At 69.7% G+C, this 16,887-nt stretch carries 14 protein-coding genes; 9 read left to right on the top strand and 5 right to left on the bottom strand.

All coding sequences use genetic code 11. The annotated features are described in order from the left end of the window. Positions 1-28 precede the first annotated feature (28 nt). From OG223_RS01330 to OG223_RS01350, 4 genes are all read left to right on the top strand, one after another. Positions 29-619, top strand: coding sequence for an MFS transporter (locus OG223_RS01330; protein WP_329241108.1), 591 nt, complete (start codon positions 29-31; stop codon positions 617-619). Then, a protein-coding gene (locus OG223_RS53865; RefSeq protein ID WP_443073676.1) for an IS630 family transposase occupies positions 567-1,642 on the top strand; the annotation gives its coding sequence in 2 pieces (ribosomal slippage) (positions 567-1,029 and positions 1,029-1,642; 1,077 coding nt in all). The genes OG223_RS01330 and OG223_RS53865 overlap by 53 nt, the downstream gene beginning before the upstream one ends. 474 nt (positions 1,643-2,116) lie before the next feature. After that, complete coding sequence (locus tag OG223_RS01345) at positions 2,117-3,463, top strand: ankyrin repeat domain-containing protein (RefSeq protein ID WP_329241116.1); 1,347 nt, start codon at positions 2,117-2,119, stop codon at positions 3,461-3,463. A 492-nt stretch (positions 3,464-3,955) separates the two neighbouring features. Then, positions 3,956-4,123 carry a hypothetical protein gene (locus OG223_RS01350; protein ID WP_329265081.1) on the top strand — a complete coding sequence of 56 codons (168 nt, stop codon included), beginning with the start codon at positions 3,956-3,958 and terminating at the stop codon, positions 4,121-4,123. A 157-nt stretch (positions 4,124-4,280) separates the two neighbouring features. Here the strand turns inward: OG223_RS01350 and OG223_RS01355 are convergent, their stop codons facing one another. Next, positions 4,281-5,018: a hypothetical protein gene (locus tag OG223_RS01355; protein WP_329241119.1), complete on the bottom strand. Its 738-nt coding sequence runs from the start codon at positions 5,016-5,018 to the stop codon at positions 4,281-4,283. A 141-nt stretch (positions 5,019-5,159) separates the two neighbouring features. Here OG223_RS01355 and OG223_RS01360 point away from each other — a divergent pair, with 141 nt between their 5' ends. Further along, entirely contained in the window at positions 5,160-5,699 is a 540-nt protein-coding gene (locus OG223_RS01360) for an SMI1/KNR4 family protein (RefSeq protein WP_329241122.1), read from the top strand. Between the two features lie 142 nt (positions 5,700-5,841). Here OG223_RS01360 and OG223_RS01365 read toward each other — a convergent pair whose 3' ends face one another. Further along, complete coding sequence (locus OG223_RS01365) at positions 5,842-7,359, bottom strand: hypothetical protein (protein ID WP_329241125.1); 1,518 nt, start codon at positions 7,357-7,359, stop codon at positions 5,842-5,844. Positions 7,360-7,496: 137 nt separating this feature from the next. Between OG223_RS01365 and OG223_RS01370 the strand changes: the two genes are divergently transcribed. Both OG223_RS01370 and OG223_RS01375 read left to right on the top strand, forming a co-directional pair. Beyond that, positions 7,497-7,859 (top strand): transposase, encoded by a 363-nt coding sequence (locus OG223_RS01370; RefSeq protein ID WP_329241128.1) that lies wholly within the window; start codon positions 7,497-7,499, stop codon positions 7,857-7,859. A gap of 857 nt (positions 7,860-8,716) precedes the next feature. Then, positions 8,717-9,517 (top strand): maleylpyruvate isomerase family mycothiol-dependent enzyme, encoded by an 801-nt coding sequence (locus OG223_RS01375; RefSeq protein WP_329241131.1) that lies wholly within the window; start codon positions 8,717-8,719, stop codon positions 9,515-9,517. A 449-nt stretch (positions 9,518-9,966) separates the two neighbouring features. Here OG223_RS01375 and OG223_RS01380 read toward each other — a convergent pair whose 3' ends face one another. Both OG223_RS01380 and OG223_RS01385 read right to left on the bottom strand, forming a co-directional pair. After that, positions 9,967-10,659 carry a response regulator transcription factor gene (locus OG223_RS01380; protein ID WP_329241133.1) on the bottom strand — a complete coding sequence of 231 codons (693 nt, stop codon included), beginning with the start codon at positions 10,657-10,659 and terminating at the stop codon, positions 9,967-9,969. Continuing rightward, on the bottom strand, positions 10,644-11,957 hold the full coding sequence (locus OG223_RS01385) for a sensor histidine kinase (RefSeq protein WP_329241136.1): 1,314 nt from the start codon (positions 11,955-11,957) through the stop codon (positions 10,644-10,646). The genes OG223_RS01380 and OG223_RS01385 overlap by 16 nt, the downstream gene beginning before the upstream one ends. Positions 11,958-12,191: 234 nt before the next feature. On the opposite strand from OG223_RS01385, the gene OG223_RS01390 reads away from it, so the two are divergent. After that, the gene (locus OG223_RS01390) at positions 12,192-12,884 is read left to right on the top strand and encodes an ABC transporter ATP-binding protein (RefSeq protein ID WP_329241139.1); all 693 of its coding nucleotides are present in this window, start codon (positions 12,192-12,194) and stop codon (positions 12,882-12,884) included. Beyond that, on the top strand, positions 12,881-15,271 hold the full coding sequence (locus OG223_RS01395) for an FtsX-like permease family protein (protein WP_329241142.1): 2,391 nt from the start codon (positions 12,881-12,883) through the stop codon (positions 15,269-15,271). The genes OG223_RS01390 and OG223_RS01395 overlap by 4 nt, the downstream gene beginning before the upstream one ends. An 806-nt stretch (positions 15,272-16,077) precedes the next feature. Here OG223_RS01395 and OG223_RS01400 read toward each other — a convergent pair. Further along, complete coding sequence (locus OG223_RS01400; RefSeq protein WP_329241144.1) at positions 16,078-16,884, bottom strand: thioesterase II family protein; 807 nt, start codon at positions 16,882-16,884, stop codon at positions 16,078-16,080. Positions 16,885-16,887: the final 3 nt, after the last annotated feature.

A 16,887-nucleotide genomic window follows, 5' to 3' on the forward strand; every position in this document is an offset into this window, starting at 1 on the left:
AACCGACCCTCCTGCCGAGGACGAGACGATGCATCAGCACGCATACGACAGTCAGTGCACCGCTGAGGAGAAGCGGCACACCACCGCGAAGTCGCCCATCAGGAATCCGAAGCTGACGTTGTTCGCACTGGCGTTGGGCACCTTCGCGATCGGCGCCGGCGAGTTCGGCAGCAACGGCATCATCCAGCTGTTCGCGTCCGATCTGGACGTGTCCGTTCCGGTCGCCACCTACGCGATCACCGCGTATGCCTTCGGGGTGATGATCGGCTCTCCGGCCATCACCCTGCTGGCCGCCCGGGTCAACCGGCGCACCCTGCTGCTCGGCCTGATCGGGCTGTTCCTGGTCGGCAACGGCCTCTCCGCCTTGTCGCCGAACATCGTGCTGTTCGTCGCCTTCCGGTTCGTCGCGGGCAGCGTGCAGGGCGCGTTCTTCGGAGCCGGAGCCGTCGTCGCCGCGTACGTGTACGGGCCGGGCCGGGGTGGCAAGGCGTTCGCCACCGTGATGGGAGGACTACTGATCTCTTCGGGTTGTTGTCGGGTGCTGATCCCTGCGGTAGGCCGGTCGTATGCGGTACACGCAGGGCGGCGGATTGACCGCCGAGCGGCGACAGTTTCGTGAGCGGATCCGGTACGAGGCGGGCGAACGGTTCACACGCGGCGATATGACCGCGGTGATCGCGAAGGATCTGCGGGTGAGCGAGCGGTCGGTGGAACGCTGGCGGCGTGCCTGGCGGGAGGGCGGGATGGATGCTCTCGCCACCGCAGGGCCGCCGAAGTTGCCCAGGCTGTCCGACGGCCAGTTCGCCGAGTTGGAGAAGGAGTTGGCCCTCGGACCCGCCGAGCACGGCTGGGAGGACCAGCGGTGGACTCTGGCACGGATCAGAGCCGTGATCGCCTTCAGGTTCCGGATCGACTGCTCGATGGCGGCGGTATGGCGGCTGCTGCACCGCCACGGCTGGTCCTGGCAGTCTCCCGCGCGCCGGGCCATGGAACGCGACGAGCATGCGGTCGAATGGCCGCAGGCGGAATGACTGCGGCGGCGCTCGGGGCCTTTGTCGTCTTCGAGGACGAGGCAGGGTTCTCGATGACGCCGCCACGAGCCCGCACCTGGGGCCGTCGTGGGTATACGCCCGTGGTGCGGGTGCGGGGCCGGTCCTGGCGCCGCTGGTCGATCGCCGCCATGTGCTGTTACCGGCCGGGCGAGGCATCCCGTCTGATCTACCGGCCGCACCGCCACCGCAAGCACAAGGGCACAGGACGTGACAGCTTCTCCTGGTGTGACTACCGCGACCTGGCCGTCCGCGCCCACATCCAGCTCGGCGCCCCCATCGTCTTGATCTGGGACAATCTCAACGTCCACCGGGCCGCCGGGATGCGGGAGTACGCGGCCGCACATGACTGGCTCACCATCGTGCAACTGCCCTCCTATGCACCGGACTTGAATCCGGTGGAGGGCATCTGGTCGCTGTTGCGGCGCGGCCCGCTGGCCAACACCGCCTTCACCGACGACGAGCATCTCGAACGCACCCTGCGCCGGGGCCTGCGCCATATCCAACTCCGACCCGACCTCATCGACGGCTGCCTCGCCGGCACCGGACTCACCCTCACTCAGCGCCCGACAACAATCCGGCGAGCTCAGTAGCCCGGCGCTCCAACTTCCGCCGCGGACGCCTCCGTTCGCCTCCCCAACTGGTTGCCCGCCCTCTACCGTGGGTGATTGTCCCCACACGGAGCGGGCCCCTCTGGGGTGTAGGGTCTCGCAGCCCGTGTCGGAGACCGTCCTCCCAACCTGCGTCTTCTCCCGCAGTCTCACGACGCGTCGGACGCCGCAGGCTCAACTCAGTGTCGTGTCCTCAGCGGTACAGGCTGACCGGCGCGACCGTAGAGCCTGTGACGTGTGTGTCCCATTGCATTCGAGTTGGCAGGTGGCAGGTCTTTTCCGCGAGGCTCCCAGATAGTTTGAGGATGCGATCCGGCGGAGGTGCAGGTGAGTTGGCCATCGCAGGGACGCTCTCGCAGCCGGCGGAGGGGCGGTGCTGCAGGCAAGGTCGAGGCCGCGGACATCTGACGGCGTATGGGCGGGCTGGCGGTGTCATTCAGAACGGGGGACGAGACCATGGGCGAGGACGGACTCGACGGTCGGCTCGTGCCGGCGGTTCGGGCGCGCGATGCCGAGGCGGTCCGGGATCTGCTGGTCAGGGGCGCGGATCCGGACGCGGTGGACACGAACGGGCTGCCGGTACTGTGCGTGGCGGTGACGGCGTACGACGAGCAGGTCGCCGAGGCGTTGGTGGAGGGCGGGGCAGACCCTGACCGGGTGCTGCCGGACGGGACCACACCGCTGGGGCGCGCCGTCGACGGCGGTTCCCCCGCGCTCTTCTCGGCGGTACTGGGCAAGGAGCCCCGGCTGCGGCTTGCGGAAGCTGCCCGTGAACAGCTGCTCACGTCGGCTCGGAGCTGGTACGAGACGGGCGCGGCCGAGGAGCTGCGACGCAGGACGCGCGCACCGGGTCCGGCCGCGACGGTCCGGGTTCAGGACGGCGAGTACGACTGGGTCGATCAGGTCACTCTCGGCGGCCTCGTCGTGCGGGCCGGGCACGGCGCCATCCTGACCGCGCTGGAGTGGGCCTTCCGCGTTCTGACCCCCGTCGACGAACTGATCGCCCGCGCCGTGGAGCAGCCGGACGAGGAGCATGTGGACTGGTCCACGGTCTGCTGGATCCTCACCCGGCGCCGCAGCTTCGAGACCTGGTCCGCCGTGGTGGCCCATCGTCACGCCCCGGACCGGGCACATCGCCGGTTCGTAGCGGACTACCTGTGGACGCGGGGGGTTCTCGGCACCGATCCCTACTACGAGAAGAAGGAGAGCGAACTCCTGGCCGCGTGGGCGGCCGAGGAAACGGACGGCGAGATGCTCGCGAAGGTACTCAAGGCCTTCACCGAGCACGACGGTCCGGACCAAGAGGCCACCGGCCTTCGCCACGCCGACCATCCCGACCCGCGCGTACGCCGCGAAGTGCCCCACGCCCTCTGCGCGGACTACCTACCCCGCACGCCCGCGGCCAGGGCCGCCCTGCTCACCCTCATACGCGACCCCGACGCCGAAGTGCAGCTCAGGGCATGCACGGCGAGCATGCGCGACAGCGCCCTCCTCCCGGAGATCACCCAAGCGCTGCTGCTGGCCAAGGCACCGGATGCCGATGTGCGGGGTGCAGCCACAGTGGCGCTGGCCGGCTCCCCCGACCGTACGCCCGCCGTCGCCGACGCCCTGGCCGCGTCGCTCGGCGAGGACAACCAACTCGTGCGTCTGGAGGCCGCCTACGGTCTCGCCCTGCGGGACGACCCGCGCACCGCCGAGGCGATCGAACGGGTGGGGCCACTCGGTGACGGCTTCGAACACGACCATCGGGCCGACGAGCTCTCGCGGTGGAAGTGGCGCAAGGACAACCCGGCCGGCGAGTGACGATCTCCTGCCGAGGTGGAGTTGACAGGCCGCGGTTCGCCGACCTGCAAAGGCGCCAACTGGATTGAGAACACCGGCGGCCCCCGTTCTCAAACAACGTGGCCTTCGCGGAAGTCTCGTTCGCGGTAGGGCAGAAGAGCCAGGCCAGGAGCAACGACACGCCCCCAGAACAAACCTTTCAAGACGTGACGCGATGAGAATCCGACAGCCTGAATGCGACAGGACACTGGACGTCTCAACGCTGCGTCGGATCCGAATCCGATCCGACATCGGCTGTGAGATTCCGACACGAAAATTTGCGACCCTACAGGGGTTGTAGGTTCGCGCTGCTTGTGGCCAACAGCGGCACTGTGACCTGGTTGCTGTTGTACGGTCTCACGGCTTGGTCCGCCGCCCGGTCTCACGACCGTGGCCGAATCCTCGGGACAGCCACCGAGGGGCAAGGATCAGACCTGCGGAGTCGGCCTCGGAGTCCTTAGTGATCGTTAGCAGATTTGTCACAGCGACGACGACCGGGGGTTGATCTTCTCCTGCTTCCAACGCGACATGGAACAGGGCTTCGAGGCGGTACAGCACCGACTGCAGGGCGAGGCCATGGCCAAGTACAGCCTCACCGTCGGGGGCGGACACTTCTTCGTCCCGCCCCCTGGCAGCGGCTGACTCAACGCCCTGGGCTGAGGATAGGCAGCCTTCTCTACCACTCGGCCGATATGTCCAGGTCCGTCCATCTGGTGTGCCCGCTGAACTCGTCGTGCCCCTGGCACCGTGCGAGGAGGTTTCCGGCTGCTACAGCCTCACGTCCTCGCTGCCAGGTCCGTCATGGAATCCAACCGGCAACCACCCGCTCCGCCACCGAGAAGTCCGTCCCGCAGTCCGGGCAGACGGCTCGTCCGAACAGGTATGCAATGCCCTGAGCCACGCTCTCCTGTCCGTCCGCCATCGCTCGCGTGAACAACCTCCGCGGCAGCCCGTCCAAGAGTTGGGTTCGCATCGGCTGGAGGGGCACCTTCTCCACCTCCCCCAACGCGTAGTCATCACTGCAGCCGAACGACTCCTCCTGTCCGATCACGATGAACACGGTGACGCCGCAGTACGGACAGCCGACTTCGTACTCCCCGCTCTGCAGGCCGTCCAGGCAGCGATCCCAGATCTCGACGCCCTCGAAAGAGAGCAGGGCCTGCAGCAGGTTCACGTACTCCTCAGCCTCGACCTCTCCCAGACTCAGACGGTGATCGGTGAGGCGGTGCAGAACTCCGATCGGAGCCGAGTAGATCGCCAGGGGGCTGTCGGGCTCCGACAGCCCAGGCGAACAGGACACTATCGCTCCGGCTGCCAGCAGCGCCCAGGCAAGATCGTCCGGGCTGCAGGCGGTCGCGATCCCGGCCAGCCGCGGAAGAGCTGCGTAGCTGGCGGGGAAAGCTGTGTCCATCTGCGGACACAGATGGTCCATCACCTCAGACCACACGCCGCTCGGATCGACCGCAAACCGGTCCAGGAGAACACGCACATGCTCCGCGGAACCACACCCGTCGGTGAGCGTCGACCAATCCGTCATGCGTTCATCCAACCAGGGCGGCTCCGGACGGACCGCACTGAGTGAGAGCCGCTCCACTTCACGCCCAAGGGCGCAACGACCGGCACCAACCGGGTGTACACCCCCGACGAACCGAAGAACTGACGTCAAAGGACACATCACGTGACCGAGCAGCTCAACCGCCTGACACAACTGCTCCAGGTGGAAAACCTCAGCACCCGGCAGCTTGACTGGACGGGCATCGAGTCACATCTGCGGGCCCCGCTGCCCGACGACTACAAGGAGTTCATCGCCCGGGCCGGCGGCGGGAGGATCGACGGCTACCTGTACGTCCTCGCCCCGTCCTCACCCAACCGGCACTACGACCTCGCCGAGGCATCTGCCGAGCGGGACGAAGCGTACGAGGACATCTTCGAGTTCGAAGACAAGCCCGCCGAACTGGAAGAGGAAGGAAGCCGCATCATCCCGTGGGGCACCACCGACAACGGCGAATGGCTGTTCTGGCGGCTCCTGCCCGGCCAGGCCCCGGCCGACTACGCCGTCCTCGTCAACGAAGCCCGCGGCGAGGAGTGGGAGTTCCACGAGATGGGATTCGCCGCCTACCTGGCTGCGGTCCTGGACGGCACCCTCCAGTCAGACATCCTGTCGACGGCGTTTCCCAGCCGCCCGCACTCCTTCACCCCGTTCACCCACACTCCCTGACCTCCACACGGTTCTGCAGCACGCAACAGCCCCGCCCTCCAAGAGGCAAGGCTAAAAGGATGTCTCACGTGGTGGTGCGGTGAGCTGGTGTGACGGACCGCTTCACTTGGTGAACGAGCGGTCGACCTGGCGGGCGGGGCGCTCACTGCAGGCACACCAGATCGGATAGCACGGCCGGCGGCAGGGACGGGTTGGCTGCTGCTGCTTCCACTACTTGCCAGTCCGCGTCGGCGAGCAGCTCTACGATGACCGGTGGCGGGAGTGCTGGATGGCCGGCGGCTATGGGCCTCGCCTGTTTGTCCGCGAGGCAGACGAGCAGCGCCGAGGCCGTTGCCCCGCGATGCCGGGCAACCTCACGGAACACCTTTTGCACCGTTGGTTTGTGCCGGACCAGTTCCTCCAGCAGTGCCGGGGGCGCGTCTGGGTTGGTCGCCACCTTGGCCAGGACACGGACACCGTGTCGGTCGACCATGGCGCGCAACTGCGCTTCGGTGAGACCGGGGTGCGGAGCGAGGGCCTTGACCACCTTCGCGTCGGGGTCGTCGGCCAGCCGGTCGCGTATCTCGGGTGGCAAATTGCGTAGTTGGGCCACGAGCATGCGGGCAGCCGGGTCCGGTGACTTGGCCAGTTCTTCGACCTCGGCGGGAGAAGAGGCGGCAATACGGGGCAGCAGGGTGTTGCCGATCTTGGCAGTTCGGGCCAGGCGGGTGAGCACGTCGAGCGGCACGCGGGGATGGTGTGCAAGCCTGCGGCGCACGTCGGGGTCACGGTCACCGGCCAGCGCATGGATCAGGGCATCGTCGATCGCGGGATTTTCGGCAAGGCCGCCTCGGACACCGGGAGCGGGGTCCGAGGCGAGCCGTGCACACGCCTGCCGGGGCAGGTCCTGGCGGGCGGCGAGCGCCCAGCGCAACAGCATCGACGGATGGTCCACGAAGCCGACGACGGCTTCGACGGGGGTGGCAGGGTTACGCAGTGCCGCCTCCCGCATGTCATGGACGGTGGACTCGTGGGAGCCGTCGCAGGAGGCGCCCGGCGGTAGATCGCAGTCGAGCCGTGGGCACTGCCGATCGTGAACGAAGGGGGTCTCCTCGCGGTCACAGACCAGGCAGCGTCGCGCCGCAGGCAGCCCTTCTCCGGTCACCAACGCTGCCAGTACGGCGGGGGGCGTCGCCTCGTTGCCCGCCACCGCGCGGCGTACATCGGCGTGCGGATGCGCGGCGAGCCTCGCGGCCACGTCCGGGGTGGTCCACAACGCGAGTTCGGCGACGATACGTACGTCCGGGTCGGCCGCGAGCGTGTCCACCACGTCGGACGGGAGGCCGGGGCAGGCTGCCAGCTTCTCCCGGCGCTCACGCACCGGGTCCGCCACGAGGAGACGCGCCCACTCCGGGCGGCCGACACCGTGGTCGAGCAGGGCGAGGGCGGCATCCGGCCAGACAGAGGGATCGACGTCGGCTGCGGTCAGCCGACCCTCGTGCGCGAGCTGCACCGCGCTCTCGTCGACGCGCTCGGCCAACGCGACCGCCTGTGCGCGGCTGAGGTCCGCGCGACCGGCGAGGTCCGTGGCGATGTCGTCGTCCGCGATGGATATCAGCCGGTCAACCAGCTCGGACGACAGGGCTGGACTGGCGGCGAACCCGCACAGGATGTGATGCACGGAGGCATCCTGCCCGGAGTGCGAATGATGAGTTCGGGATTTTCTGATGCCAACGAGCTGGCGGGACGCCAGGACAGGTGCTTAGCGCGATACCTGGCGAAAGAAGCGCTCAGTCACAGCCGGGGCGTCATTGCCGCTTGGGTGTCGATCTGTCGCAGCGGCTGGTTCCTGATGGTCTGTGGGAACTGGTCGCTCCGTTGTTGCCGTCGTTCAACTCCCGTCCGCAGGGCGGCGGGACCGCTCCGTATGACGAGCGGGCTGTGTTCACGGCGGTCGTGTATGTGCTGACCAGCGGGTGTGCCTGGCGGCATCTGCCGGAGACGTTCGGTGTCTCGCCGGCGACGGGGCATCGCCGGTTCACCGCGTGGACCTGGGCAGGGCTGTGGCGTCGGATCCACCGGGCAGTCCTGGACGAACTCGGTACGCGGGGCGAGCTGGACGGCGCCTCGGCGATCGTCGATGCCGCCTCGGTCCGGGCCAAAAAAGGGGGGGCACGCTGACCGGGCCGAGCCCGGTCGATCGCGGCAAGAAGGGCAGCAAGCTGCACGTGTTGTCCGAGGCCCAGGGCATCCCCTGGCCGTCGCGGTGTCCGGTGCGAACACCCACGACAGCCTGGCCCTCAACCCGCTGATCCGCGGCATACCCGCCGTCCGCTCCCGCCGCGGGCTGCGGCGGGAGCGGACCCGTCAAACTCCGAGCGGACAAGGCGTACTTCTCCGCCGAGCACCTCACCTGACTGCGCGAACACGGACTCGTCCCACGCATCGCACGTTCCGGGATCGAATCGAGCGAGCGGCTCGGCCGGTACCGCTGGAAGATCTGCGACTCAAGCTCCTCCACCCGCACCCGGGCAGCCGCCTCCCGGGTCCAACTCCTCGAACAATGAGCCCATCAGAGTCGCCCCCTCCACCGCCACGGTAGAGAGGGGAAGACCCGTACACACCCCTATCAGCGTTGCCTCGGCTCACGTTCCCTTCAAAGGAGCCGCACCATCGGGTTTTGGGTGCTTAGTGGCTGTTGTTGTTCCGAACTTGGGGAGTGCTGGTCGAACGGGAGTCACCTGAACTCCCGACCCGACCGGTCCTCCCCCGCCGTCGTGACCTCCGCGTCCATCACATCGAGCGGCAGCATGACCGCGCGCACCGGGTGGACGTCACGTCGCCGAGGTGCCCGGCCGCACGGCGGGGCCAGAGCGCCCACAGGCACGACGCCTGGCGTACCGCCACCACCAGCGTCCTCGCAGCAGTGCGCAGCTTGTCACCCGAGCGGTGGGAGGCGAGGACGTCCGCAATGGCCAACCGGCGGCGACTGTGGAAATCGCTGTCCGATCACCGGAGCACGGTGATAGACATCCGGCGTGGAAAAGAATCTTGAGTTCCCTGACCTGTTGCGACTGATCGATGAACGGTCGACCGCCTTCCGCGCCGTGGTCGCCGCCGCGCCCGGTCTCGACGCGCAGGTGCCGACCTGCCCCGGGTGGACGCTGTTCGATCTGGTGAAGCACCTGGGTGGGGGAGACCGTTTCTGGGCCGCCATCGTCGGCGCGGGGTCTGCCGACGCTCCCCCGGCCGAGGCCGTCGCCGCGCGCGCCGCGCTGGAAGTGCCGCAGGAGCGTGAGGCCCTGCTGGCCTGGCTGGACGCGTCGACGCAGCTTCTGCTGGGCGCCCTGCGCGCGGCGGGACCGGAGAGCGGTTGCTGGACGTGGTGGCCCGCGTCGCAGTCACCGCAGACCGCCGGCGGCACCGCCCGGCACCGGGTCCAGGAGACCGCGGTGCACACCTACGACGCCCAGCTCGCCGGGGGCTCCCCGCAGCCGCTGCCGGTCGAGCTGGCACTCGACGGTGTGGAGGAGTTCCTGTTCACCGTCTGCGCAACACCGAGTGCCTGGCCGCACAAGCCCACGGCCTTCGACTTCCACGCCGCCGAGGGCCGCTCCTGGCGCCTCACCGTCGACGGCGACGGCGCACACATCACCCGCATCCCCGCGCCCACCGCCGCGACCGGCGAAGACTTGGACGCAGCCGGCGCCTCCGTCCACGGCACGGCCAGTGAGCTGGTCCTCTACCTGTACGACCGGATCCAGGCCGACTCCTTGCACGTTGACGGAGACGCAGGGCTGCTCGACCTGCTCCGCGCCTGGGAGCCGGAGGAGAAGTAGGACGTAGCGGGGGCGGTTGGCCGCGCCTCGAGCCGGTAGGACACGACTCTTCGCCAGGTTCGTCGGTCGCGGCACCGGGCTCAAGCCCGCGAGGCGGCCTCGGGGCGTCACCAAGCCGACCGTCTACCTGGATGGCAGTGGGCACTGCCGGGCCGGGCTTGAGGAAGCGGCCCAGGGTCGGGTCGTGGTTCCGGGCGAACCCGGGGCTTGTCCAGGCCGGCGATCGACGACGTCTGTTCCAACAGGTCACGCCAGTGCTTCGGCGCGCCCCACCATCTCCCATGGTGGTGACGGAGGCGGAGGGCAGGGCACAGGCGGTCCGATGCGGGGCGGGCGAACTGCTGACCAGGCGGTCGCGACCGGGCTCGCGGTACAGCGCGAGACGATGGCCGGGCCGGCGGAGGCCCAGGCGGAGCAGATGGGGTGCTGGTCCACTCCGACGAGCGCAGCTAGGAGCCCCCGCCTCCTGGGGAGACAAGTCCCGTCTCGTACGCGAGGACGACGGCCTGGACGCGATCGCGCAGGTCCAGCTTGGACAGGATGCGGCCGATGTGGGTCTTGATCGTGGTCGGGCTGAGGAGCAGGCGGTCCGCGAGTTCGGCGTTGCTCAGGCCCGTCGCGAGCAGGCGGAGCACCTCCAGTTCGCGCGGGGTCAGGCCGGACAGGTCGCGATGGAGACCGGCCGGCCGGTCCTCCTCGCGCTGGGCGAAGCGTTCGATCAGACGGCGGGTGATCGCGGGGGCGAGCAGGGCGTCGCCGGACTGCACCAGGCGTATGGCGGCGACGAGATGCTCGGGGCTGACGTCCTTGAGCAGGAAGCCGCTGGCGCCGGCGGTGAGCGCGGCGTAGACGTAGTGGTCGAGGTCGTATGTGGTCAGGATGATGACCCTGGTGCCGTCCGGGCCGTCGGCGAGGATCCGCCTGGTCGCTTCGATGCCGTCCATCTGTGGCATCCGGATGTCCATGAGCACGACGCCGGGCCGGGTGCGCCGGACCGCAGCGAGCGCCTCGGCTCCGTTGGCCGCCTCGGCCGTCACCTCGATGCCGTCCGCGGCGAGGATCATGGCGAAGCCGGTGCGTACGAGGGCCTGGTCGTCGGCGATGACGGCGCGCAGCGCCGGCCGGTTCACGCCGTCCGCCACGGGACTCGGGCCTTGATCCGGTAGCCGCCGGCGAGGGTCGGACCGGCCGTGAGTTCGCCGCCGTAGACCGCCAGCCGTTCCCGCAGCCCGATCAGCCCGCGGCCGTTGCCGTCCGCCGGAGGGGCGTCGCGGGCGGCTCCGGTGTCGGTGATCTCGATCTCCAGTGCGTCTCCGGTGTATCCGACGGTGACGGAGGCATCGGCGCCGGGCGCGTGTTTGATGGTGTTGGTCAGGGCTTCCTGTACGACGCGGTAAGCCGCGAGGTCCACCCCGGGCGGCAGCGGGTCGGGCGGCAGCGACATCGCGACGCCGACCGGTGTCCCGGCTCCACGTACCCGCTCGATCAGGGCGTCGAGCTGCCCGAGGCCGGGCTGCGGTTCGAGGCCGTCGGCGGGGCTGTCGGTGTCCGGGGCTGCCAACAGGCCCATCACATGCCGCAGTTCGGCCATCGTGGCCCGGCCTCCGGCCTCCACCGCCAGCAGGGCCTGCTTCGACCGCTCCGGCGCCGCGTCCATCACCTTGCGTGCCGCACCCGCCTGGATGACCATCACGCTCACATTGTGGGTCACGACGTCGTGCAGTTCGGCAGCGATCCGGGCCCGCTCCTCCTCGACGGCCCGGCGCATGCTCTCTTCCTGGACCTGCTGCAACTGTGTGTACCGGTCCCGGCTGGCCGCCAGCCGCCGCTGCCAGAAGCGGACGGTACTGGCCAGCACCCCGGCGACCAGCAGCACGACCGCTGGGCTCGACCAGCCCGGGAACACCGGATCCGTGTCCCGGAACGCAAGGCCGGCCAGCACGGCGGCGACGACAAGGCCGGCCGTCGCCCGCGCCCGGTGACGGCTGTACATCGTGGCGCTGTAGGCGCCGATGACGCAGGTCAGCACGTTGATCCAGGAGGCGTCGTCCCCGATGACCACCGCCGCGCCCAGCACCACCCCGAACGTGGCCAGCGGATACCTGCGCCGGGCCGCCAGCGGCAGCGCGGACAGGACGACCAACGGCCAGGCCGGGGCAGAGGGTTCGCCTTCCGTGACCCGCGCACCCGGTACGGGGGGTATGGGCGGGCGCGGGACCGAGACCCCGTCCCGTGCATACCCGGACTCGACCTTCGAGCTGACCCGAACCGGCCCGTCACCGGGATAGCGCGACGCCACGATCAGCGCGAGAACGGTCAGCAGGACCGCCAGCACCACATCGGCGCGCACGGCCCGCCGCGACCGCGGGGCATCCTCCGCCTCCGACCGCAGCGCGTCGCGCAGTTGCCGACGCCAGCCTTGCCGACCCTCCGTCTCCACCGGCTCATTGTGCGGTCTCCGCAGCCCCTTCCGCGTCCTCCTGCGCGGCCAAGTCGCCGTCCCTCAGGCGTACTTCGCAGGGATGAGGCCGCAGGCACCTCCTTCGCAGGGAGGCCCGGATGTCGGTGCCGCGGCCGACGCGCCCCACAGGGCCACGGCCCTACCTTCGCTGGGCCGACACAGACATCTCCCTCCCGACCATCTCCCTCTCGACCGCAAGGACGGACCACACCCATGACTCACGTGATCGAACTGGCGGGCGTGGCGAAGCGCTACGACAGCGCCGGCGCGCCCGCACTCGGACCGCTGGACGTCAGCGTCGCCCAGGGCGAGGCGCTTGCCGTGACCGGTCCCTCCGGCAGCGGCAAGTCCACGCTGCTGAACCTGGTCGCCGGCCTCGACAAGCCGACCGAAGGAGCCGTGACCGTGGCCGGGCAGCGGATCGACCAGCTGAGCGAGCACGCGCTGGCCCGGTTCCGCCGCGAGCGGATCGGCATGGTCTTCCAGTTCTTCAATCTGCTCGACGACCTCACCGTCGCCGACAACATCCAGCTCCCCGCCCAGCTGGCCGGGACCCCGCGGCGCAAGGCGGCGGCCCGTGCCGACGAGCTCATGGAACTGCTGGGCATGACCAAGCACGCCCGCGCCTACCCGGGCCGGCTGTCCGGCGGCGAGCGCCAGCGGGTCGCGGTCGCCCGGGCGCTGGTCAACCGGCCGGCGCTGCTGCTCGCCGACGAACCGACCGGCGCGCTCGACACCGCCTCGGGCCACGATGTACGGGAGCTGCTGCTGGAGCTGCACCGCGGCGGGCAGACCCTCGTGCTGGTCACCCATGACATGGCGTTGGCGGAGGCGTGTGCGAGCCGCACCATTCAGCTGGTGGACGGCCATGTCTCCCTCGACACGCGTGCGGAGGCCGTCCGATGAACCTCTTCGGCACCGGCGCGCTCGGCCGGGTCGTCCGCTCCGGGGTGGGCCGACGCCGGGTGCAGACGGTGGTGATCGCCGTGGCCACCATGATGGCCGTCGCCGCGGCCGTCATCGCCGGGTCGCTCATCGTCGCCTCGAACGCCCCCTTCGACCACGCCTTCGCGAAGCAGCACGGTCCGCATATCACCGCGCAGTTCGATCCGGCCAAGGCGAGTGCGGCGCAACTGAGGGCGACGACGCGGCTGGACGGCGTCACCGCGAGCGCGGGGCCGTTTCCGTCGACGACCATCAGCCCGGTCGATCCGGACGGCGGGTACCTGCCGGACCTGAGTCTGGTCGGGCGGTCCGGTCCGCACGGCGATGTGGACGAACTGGACCTGCAGTCCGGCCGGTGGGCCGCGAAGCCGGGCGAGGTCGTTCTCTCCTCGTCGTTCAAAGGCCCCTTCCTGGAGCTCGGTTCCACCCTGAAGGCTTCGGACGCCGCCGACAGCCCGACCCTGAAGATCGTCGGCTTCGCGGTGTCGGCCGGCAGGACCGCCGATGCCTGGGCGACCCCGGGGCAGGTCAGCGCGCTGGCCTCGAAGGACACCCCGGTCACGAATCAGATGCTCTACCGCTTCGACTCCGCGGGCACCAAGGCACAGATCTCCGCAGACCGCGAGAAGCTCACCGCCGCCGTGCCGTCCGGGGCCCTGGTCGGCACCCAGTCCTACCTGGACACCAAGCGTGCCGCCGACACGGGCGCGGCGGCGACCATCCCGTTCATGGTGGCCTTCGGCGTGCTCGGCATCGTGATGTCCGTGATCATCATCAGCAGCGTGATCAGCGGCGCGGTCGGCGCCGGCCTGCGCAGGATCGGCATCCTCAAGGCCATCGGCTTCACCCCGCGCGAGGTCGTGCGGGCCTATGTGGCCCAGGCGCTGATCCCGGCAGGCGCCGGTATCGCCCTCGGGGTCGTACTGGGCAATGTGCTGGCCGTTCCGCTGCTGGAGGACACCGAGCGGGTGTACGGCAGCGCCTCGCTGACAGTGGCCTGGTGGGTGGACGTCGTCGTACCGGCCGTCACGCTGCTGGTCGTCGGGATCGCGGCGCTGGTCCCCGCGCTGCGGGCCGGGAGGCTGCGCACGGTCGAGGCCATCGCGATCGGCCGGGCCCCCCGCACCGGGCGCGGCCAGTGGGCACACCGGGCGGCCGGGCGGCTGCCGCTGCCGCGGGCGGTGACCTACGGCTTCGCCAGTCCCTTCGCACATCCGGTCCGTACGGCCGCGATGCTGCTCGCGGTGGCCTTCGGCACGGTCGCGGCGACCTTCGCGGTGGGACTGACCTCGTCCCTGAACGCGGTCGGCACCGCGTCCGATCCCGAGGACCGCGCGGCGGTCACCGCCATCGTCGGCGGGCCGACCGTCCCGGGTGGCGCCGGAGGCGGAGTTCGCCACATGCGCCCCCAGGCAGGAAGTGCCGGTCTTCCGTCCGCCGACCCGGCGAAGGTCCGCGCCGCCATCGAAGCGCAGGCCGGCACGTCTTCGTACTACGGCATGTCCAAGGACGATGTCACCGTGGTGGGGATCTCCGGCTCGGTCCAGGCCACCCTCTACCAGGGCGATTCACGTCCCGGCAGCTACGAGATGATCTCCGGGCACTGGATCACCGGCGCGGGGCAGGTCGTCGTGCCCACAGGTTTCCTGGAACGGACCGACACCAAGATCGGCGACACGGTCCGGGTGACCCTCGGGAAGGACACCCAGACCCTGAAGATCGTCGGCGAGGCCTTCGACACCTCGAACGACGGCCTGTCGATCCACGCGGACCTCGCCAGCTTCGCCGGGGCCAAGCCTCAGGTCTTCCAGATCGAGGTGAAGCCGGGCGTCTCCCCCGCCGCGTACGCCGAGAAGCTCCACACGGTGGTCGAGCCGATGGGCGGCGACGTCATCGCCAACTCCTCCTCGCCACAGGAGAACATGATCCTCGTCCTGGATGCGATCGCGGTGCTGCTCACCCTCATGCTGGTCTCCGTGGCAGGCCTCGGTGTGCTCAACTCCGTCGTCCTCGACACCCGCGAACGCGTCCACGACCTGGGCGTCTGCAAGGCACTCGGTATGTCGCCGCGGCAGACCGTGAGCCTCGTACTCGCCTCGGTGGCCGGGATCGGCGTGCTCGGCGGACTGCTCGGGGTACCTCTCGGGTTCGCGCTGCACGGCTTCGTGCTGCCGGTGATGGGGCACGCGGCGGGCACCGATCTGCCACCGTCGATCCTCGATGTGTACGACACTCCTCAGCTGGTGCTGCTGGGGCTGGCCGGCGTCGCGATCGCCATGCTGGGGGCGCTCCTCCCGGCCGGCTGGGCGGCCAAGGCCCGCACGGCGACGGCACTTCGCACGGAGTAGGCCGTCAGCGCGCACCCTGGGACTCGCCGGGGTTGCCCTCCTCGTGGGTGGCACAGGAGTGGCCGACACCATGGTCGTCTCCGTCCTGGAACGCCGCCGGGGAGGGGCTGCGCGGCGCTCCGGGCGCCGACCGAGGCCGGACACGCAGCCAGTTCCTCACCGAATCCGTCGTCCTGTCGGGGCTCGGCGGCCTGACCGGCACCGTGTTCGGCGCCCTGGCCACCGTCGGCTGTGCCCCCGCATCAGGGCTGGCCGTCGGTCGTTCCCCTCACTTCGGTGGCCGTCGGGCTCAGCGGCGCGATCCTGATCGGCGTGCTCGCCGGTGTCCGCCTCTTCGTCCACGCCCCCGCCCGACCCCCACCGCGGCCCTCGCAACGACTTTGCTCGGCGTTTGACCGGGCGGCTTGGTCGGGCCTCCTCGCCGCAGAGCGCTCGTTCCCCGGGTGCACATCGACAACCCGGGGCCCGGCCGGTTCCTCTCGCGCGACCGCGAGCCGTCCACGCCGCCTGCCGCACTACTGTCACGAACCATCGGACACTTCGCAGGCAACCCTCGGCAAGAAGTCCCCGAAAAGTCCCCGACGCGACTCACGACGAGCCTGCCCATGACGAATCTGCAGGTCAAACGCGTGATCAACGGCCTCCGACATGTCCGTGGAATACAAGGAGACGGCTCGGGGTGGGCTTGCGGTGAACATCATCGAGTGTTGAAGGGTGATCCTCGTCGCGCGGGCCGGCGTTGCCGGTCGTCGCGATGCTCCTGGCGGCCCAGCGACACTTCACCTCGGCATCGCTGGGCTCACCATCTAGGGAGTGAGTTCCTGGCATGCGGCCAGGCGCGTGGCAATGAGGTCCAGCACCGCAGCCTGCTCCGGCAGCAGGAAGAAGTGTCCGCCGGGGAACACCTCCAGGGCGAAGTGCGAGGATGTCAGGTTCCGCCACTGGGCGGCCAGGGCGGGGGTGGCCATCGGGTCGTCGGCACCGGTGAGCGCCGTGATCGGAGTGGTCAGCGGCGGACCGACTGTCGGACGGTAGGACTGGAGCATCCGGAAGTCGTTGCGGATGTAGGGCAGGAAGATCTTGCGCATCCCGGGGTCGGCCAGGAGTTCGGCCTCGGTGCCGCCAAGACGCGCCAGATGACGGACCACCTCCTCGTCGTCTGCGTCCGCGATGCCGACGTCGGGACGGCTGTGGGCCTGGAACGTGTCGCTCCGCGCATCGCCCGGAGTCCACGGCGCGATCTGCCCCGAGGCGAACAGGTGCACCGGCGGCGCGCCGCGCTCGTCGAGGCGCCGCGCCACCTCGTAGGCGATGAAAGCGCCCATGCTGTGGCCGAACAGGGCCAGCGGCCGGTCGAGCAGTGGGGCCAGGTGGTCCACGATGTGTCCGGCCATGGTCAGGACGTCGTCGACCAACGGTGCCATCCGGCGCTCGCCCCGTCCCGGGTACTGCACCGCGTGCAGTTCGACCAGGGGCGGCAGTCCCTGGTGCCATGGCCGGTAGAAGGCCGCCGATCCCCCGGCATGCGGAAAGCAGACCATGCGGACCTGGGCATCGAGCCGCTCGTCGTAGCCGCGGAGCCATTCGGACGAGGTGTTGATCGGCGTGCTCATCGG

Source organism: Streptomyces sp. NBC_01478, assembly GCF_036227225.1.
In the GTDB taxonomy this organism is placed as follows: Bacteria; Actinomycetota; Actinomycetes; order Streptomycetales; family Streptomycetaceae; genus Streptomyces.

What these genes read in the sequence shown, in the direction of transcription:
- OG223_RS01330 (WP_329241108.1), top strand. Translation starts at nt 29, where the DNA reads ATGCATCAGCACGCATACGACAGTCAGTGCACCGCTGAGGAGAAGCGG.
- OG223_RS01345 (WP_329241116.1), top strand. Translation starts at nt 2,117, where the DNA reads ATGGGCGAGGACGGACTCGACGGTCGGCTCGTGCCGGCGGTTCGGGCG.
- OG223_RS01355 (WP_329241119.1), bottom strand. Translation starts at nt 5,018, where the DNA reads ATGACGGATTGGTCGACGCTCACCGACGGGTGTGGTTCCGCGGAGCAT.
- OG223_RS01390 (WP_329241139.1), top strand. Translation starts at nt 12,192, where the DNA reads ATGACTCACGTGATCGAACTGGCGGGCGTGGCGAAGCGCTACGACAGC.
- OG223_RS01395 (WP_329241142.1), top strand. Translation starts at nt 12,881, where the DNA reads ATGAACCTCTTCGGCACCGGCGCGCTCGGCCGGGTCGTCCGCTCCGGG.
- OG223_RS01400 (WP_329241144.1), bottom strand. Translation starts at nt 16,884, where the DNA reads ATGAGCACGCCGATCAACACCTCGTCCGAATGGCTCCGCGGCTACGAC.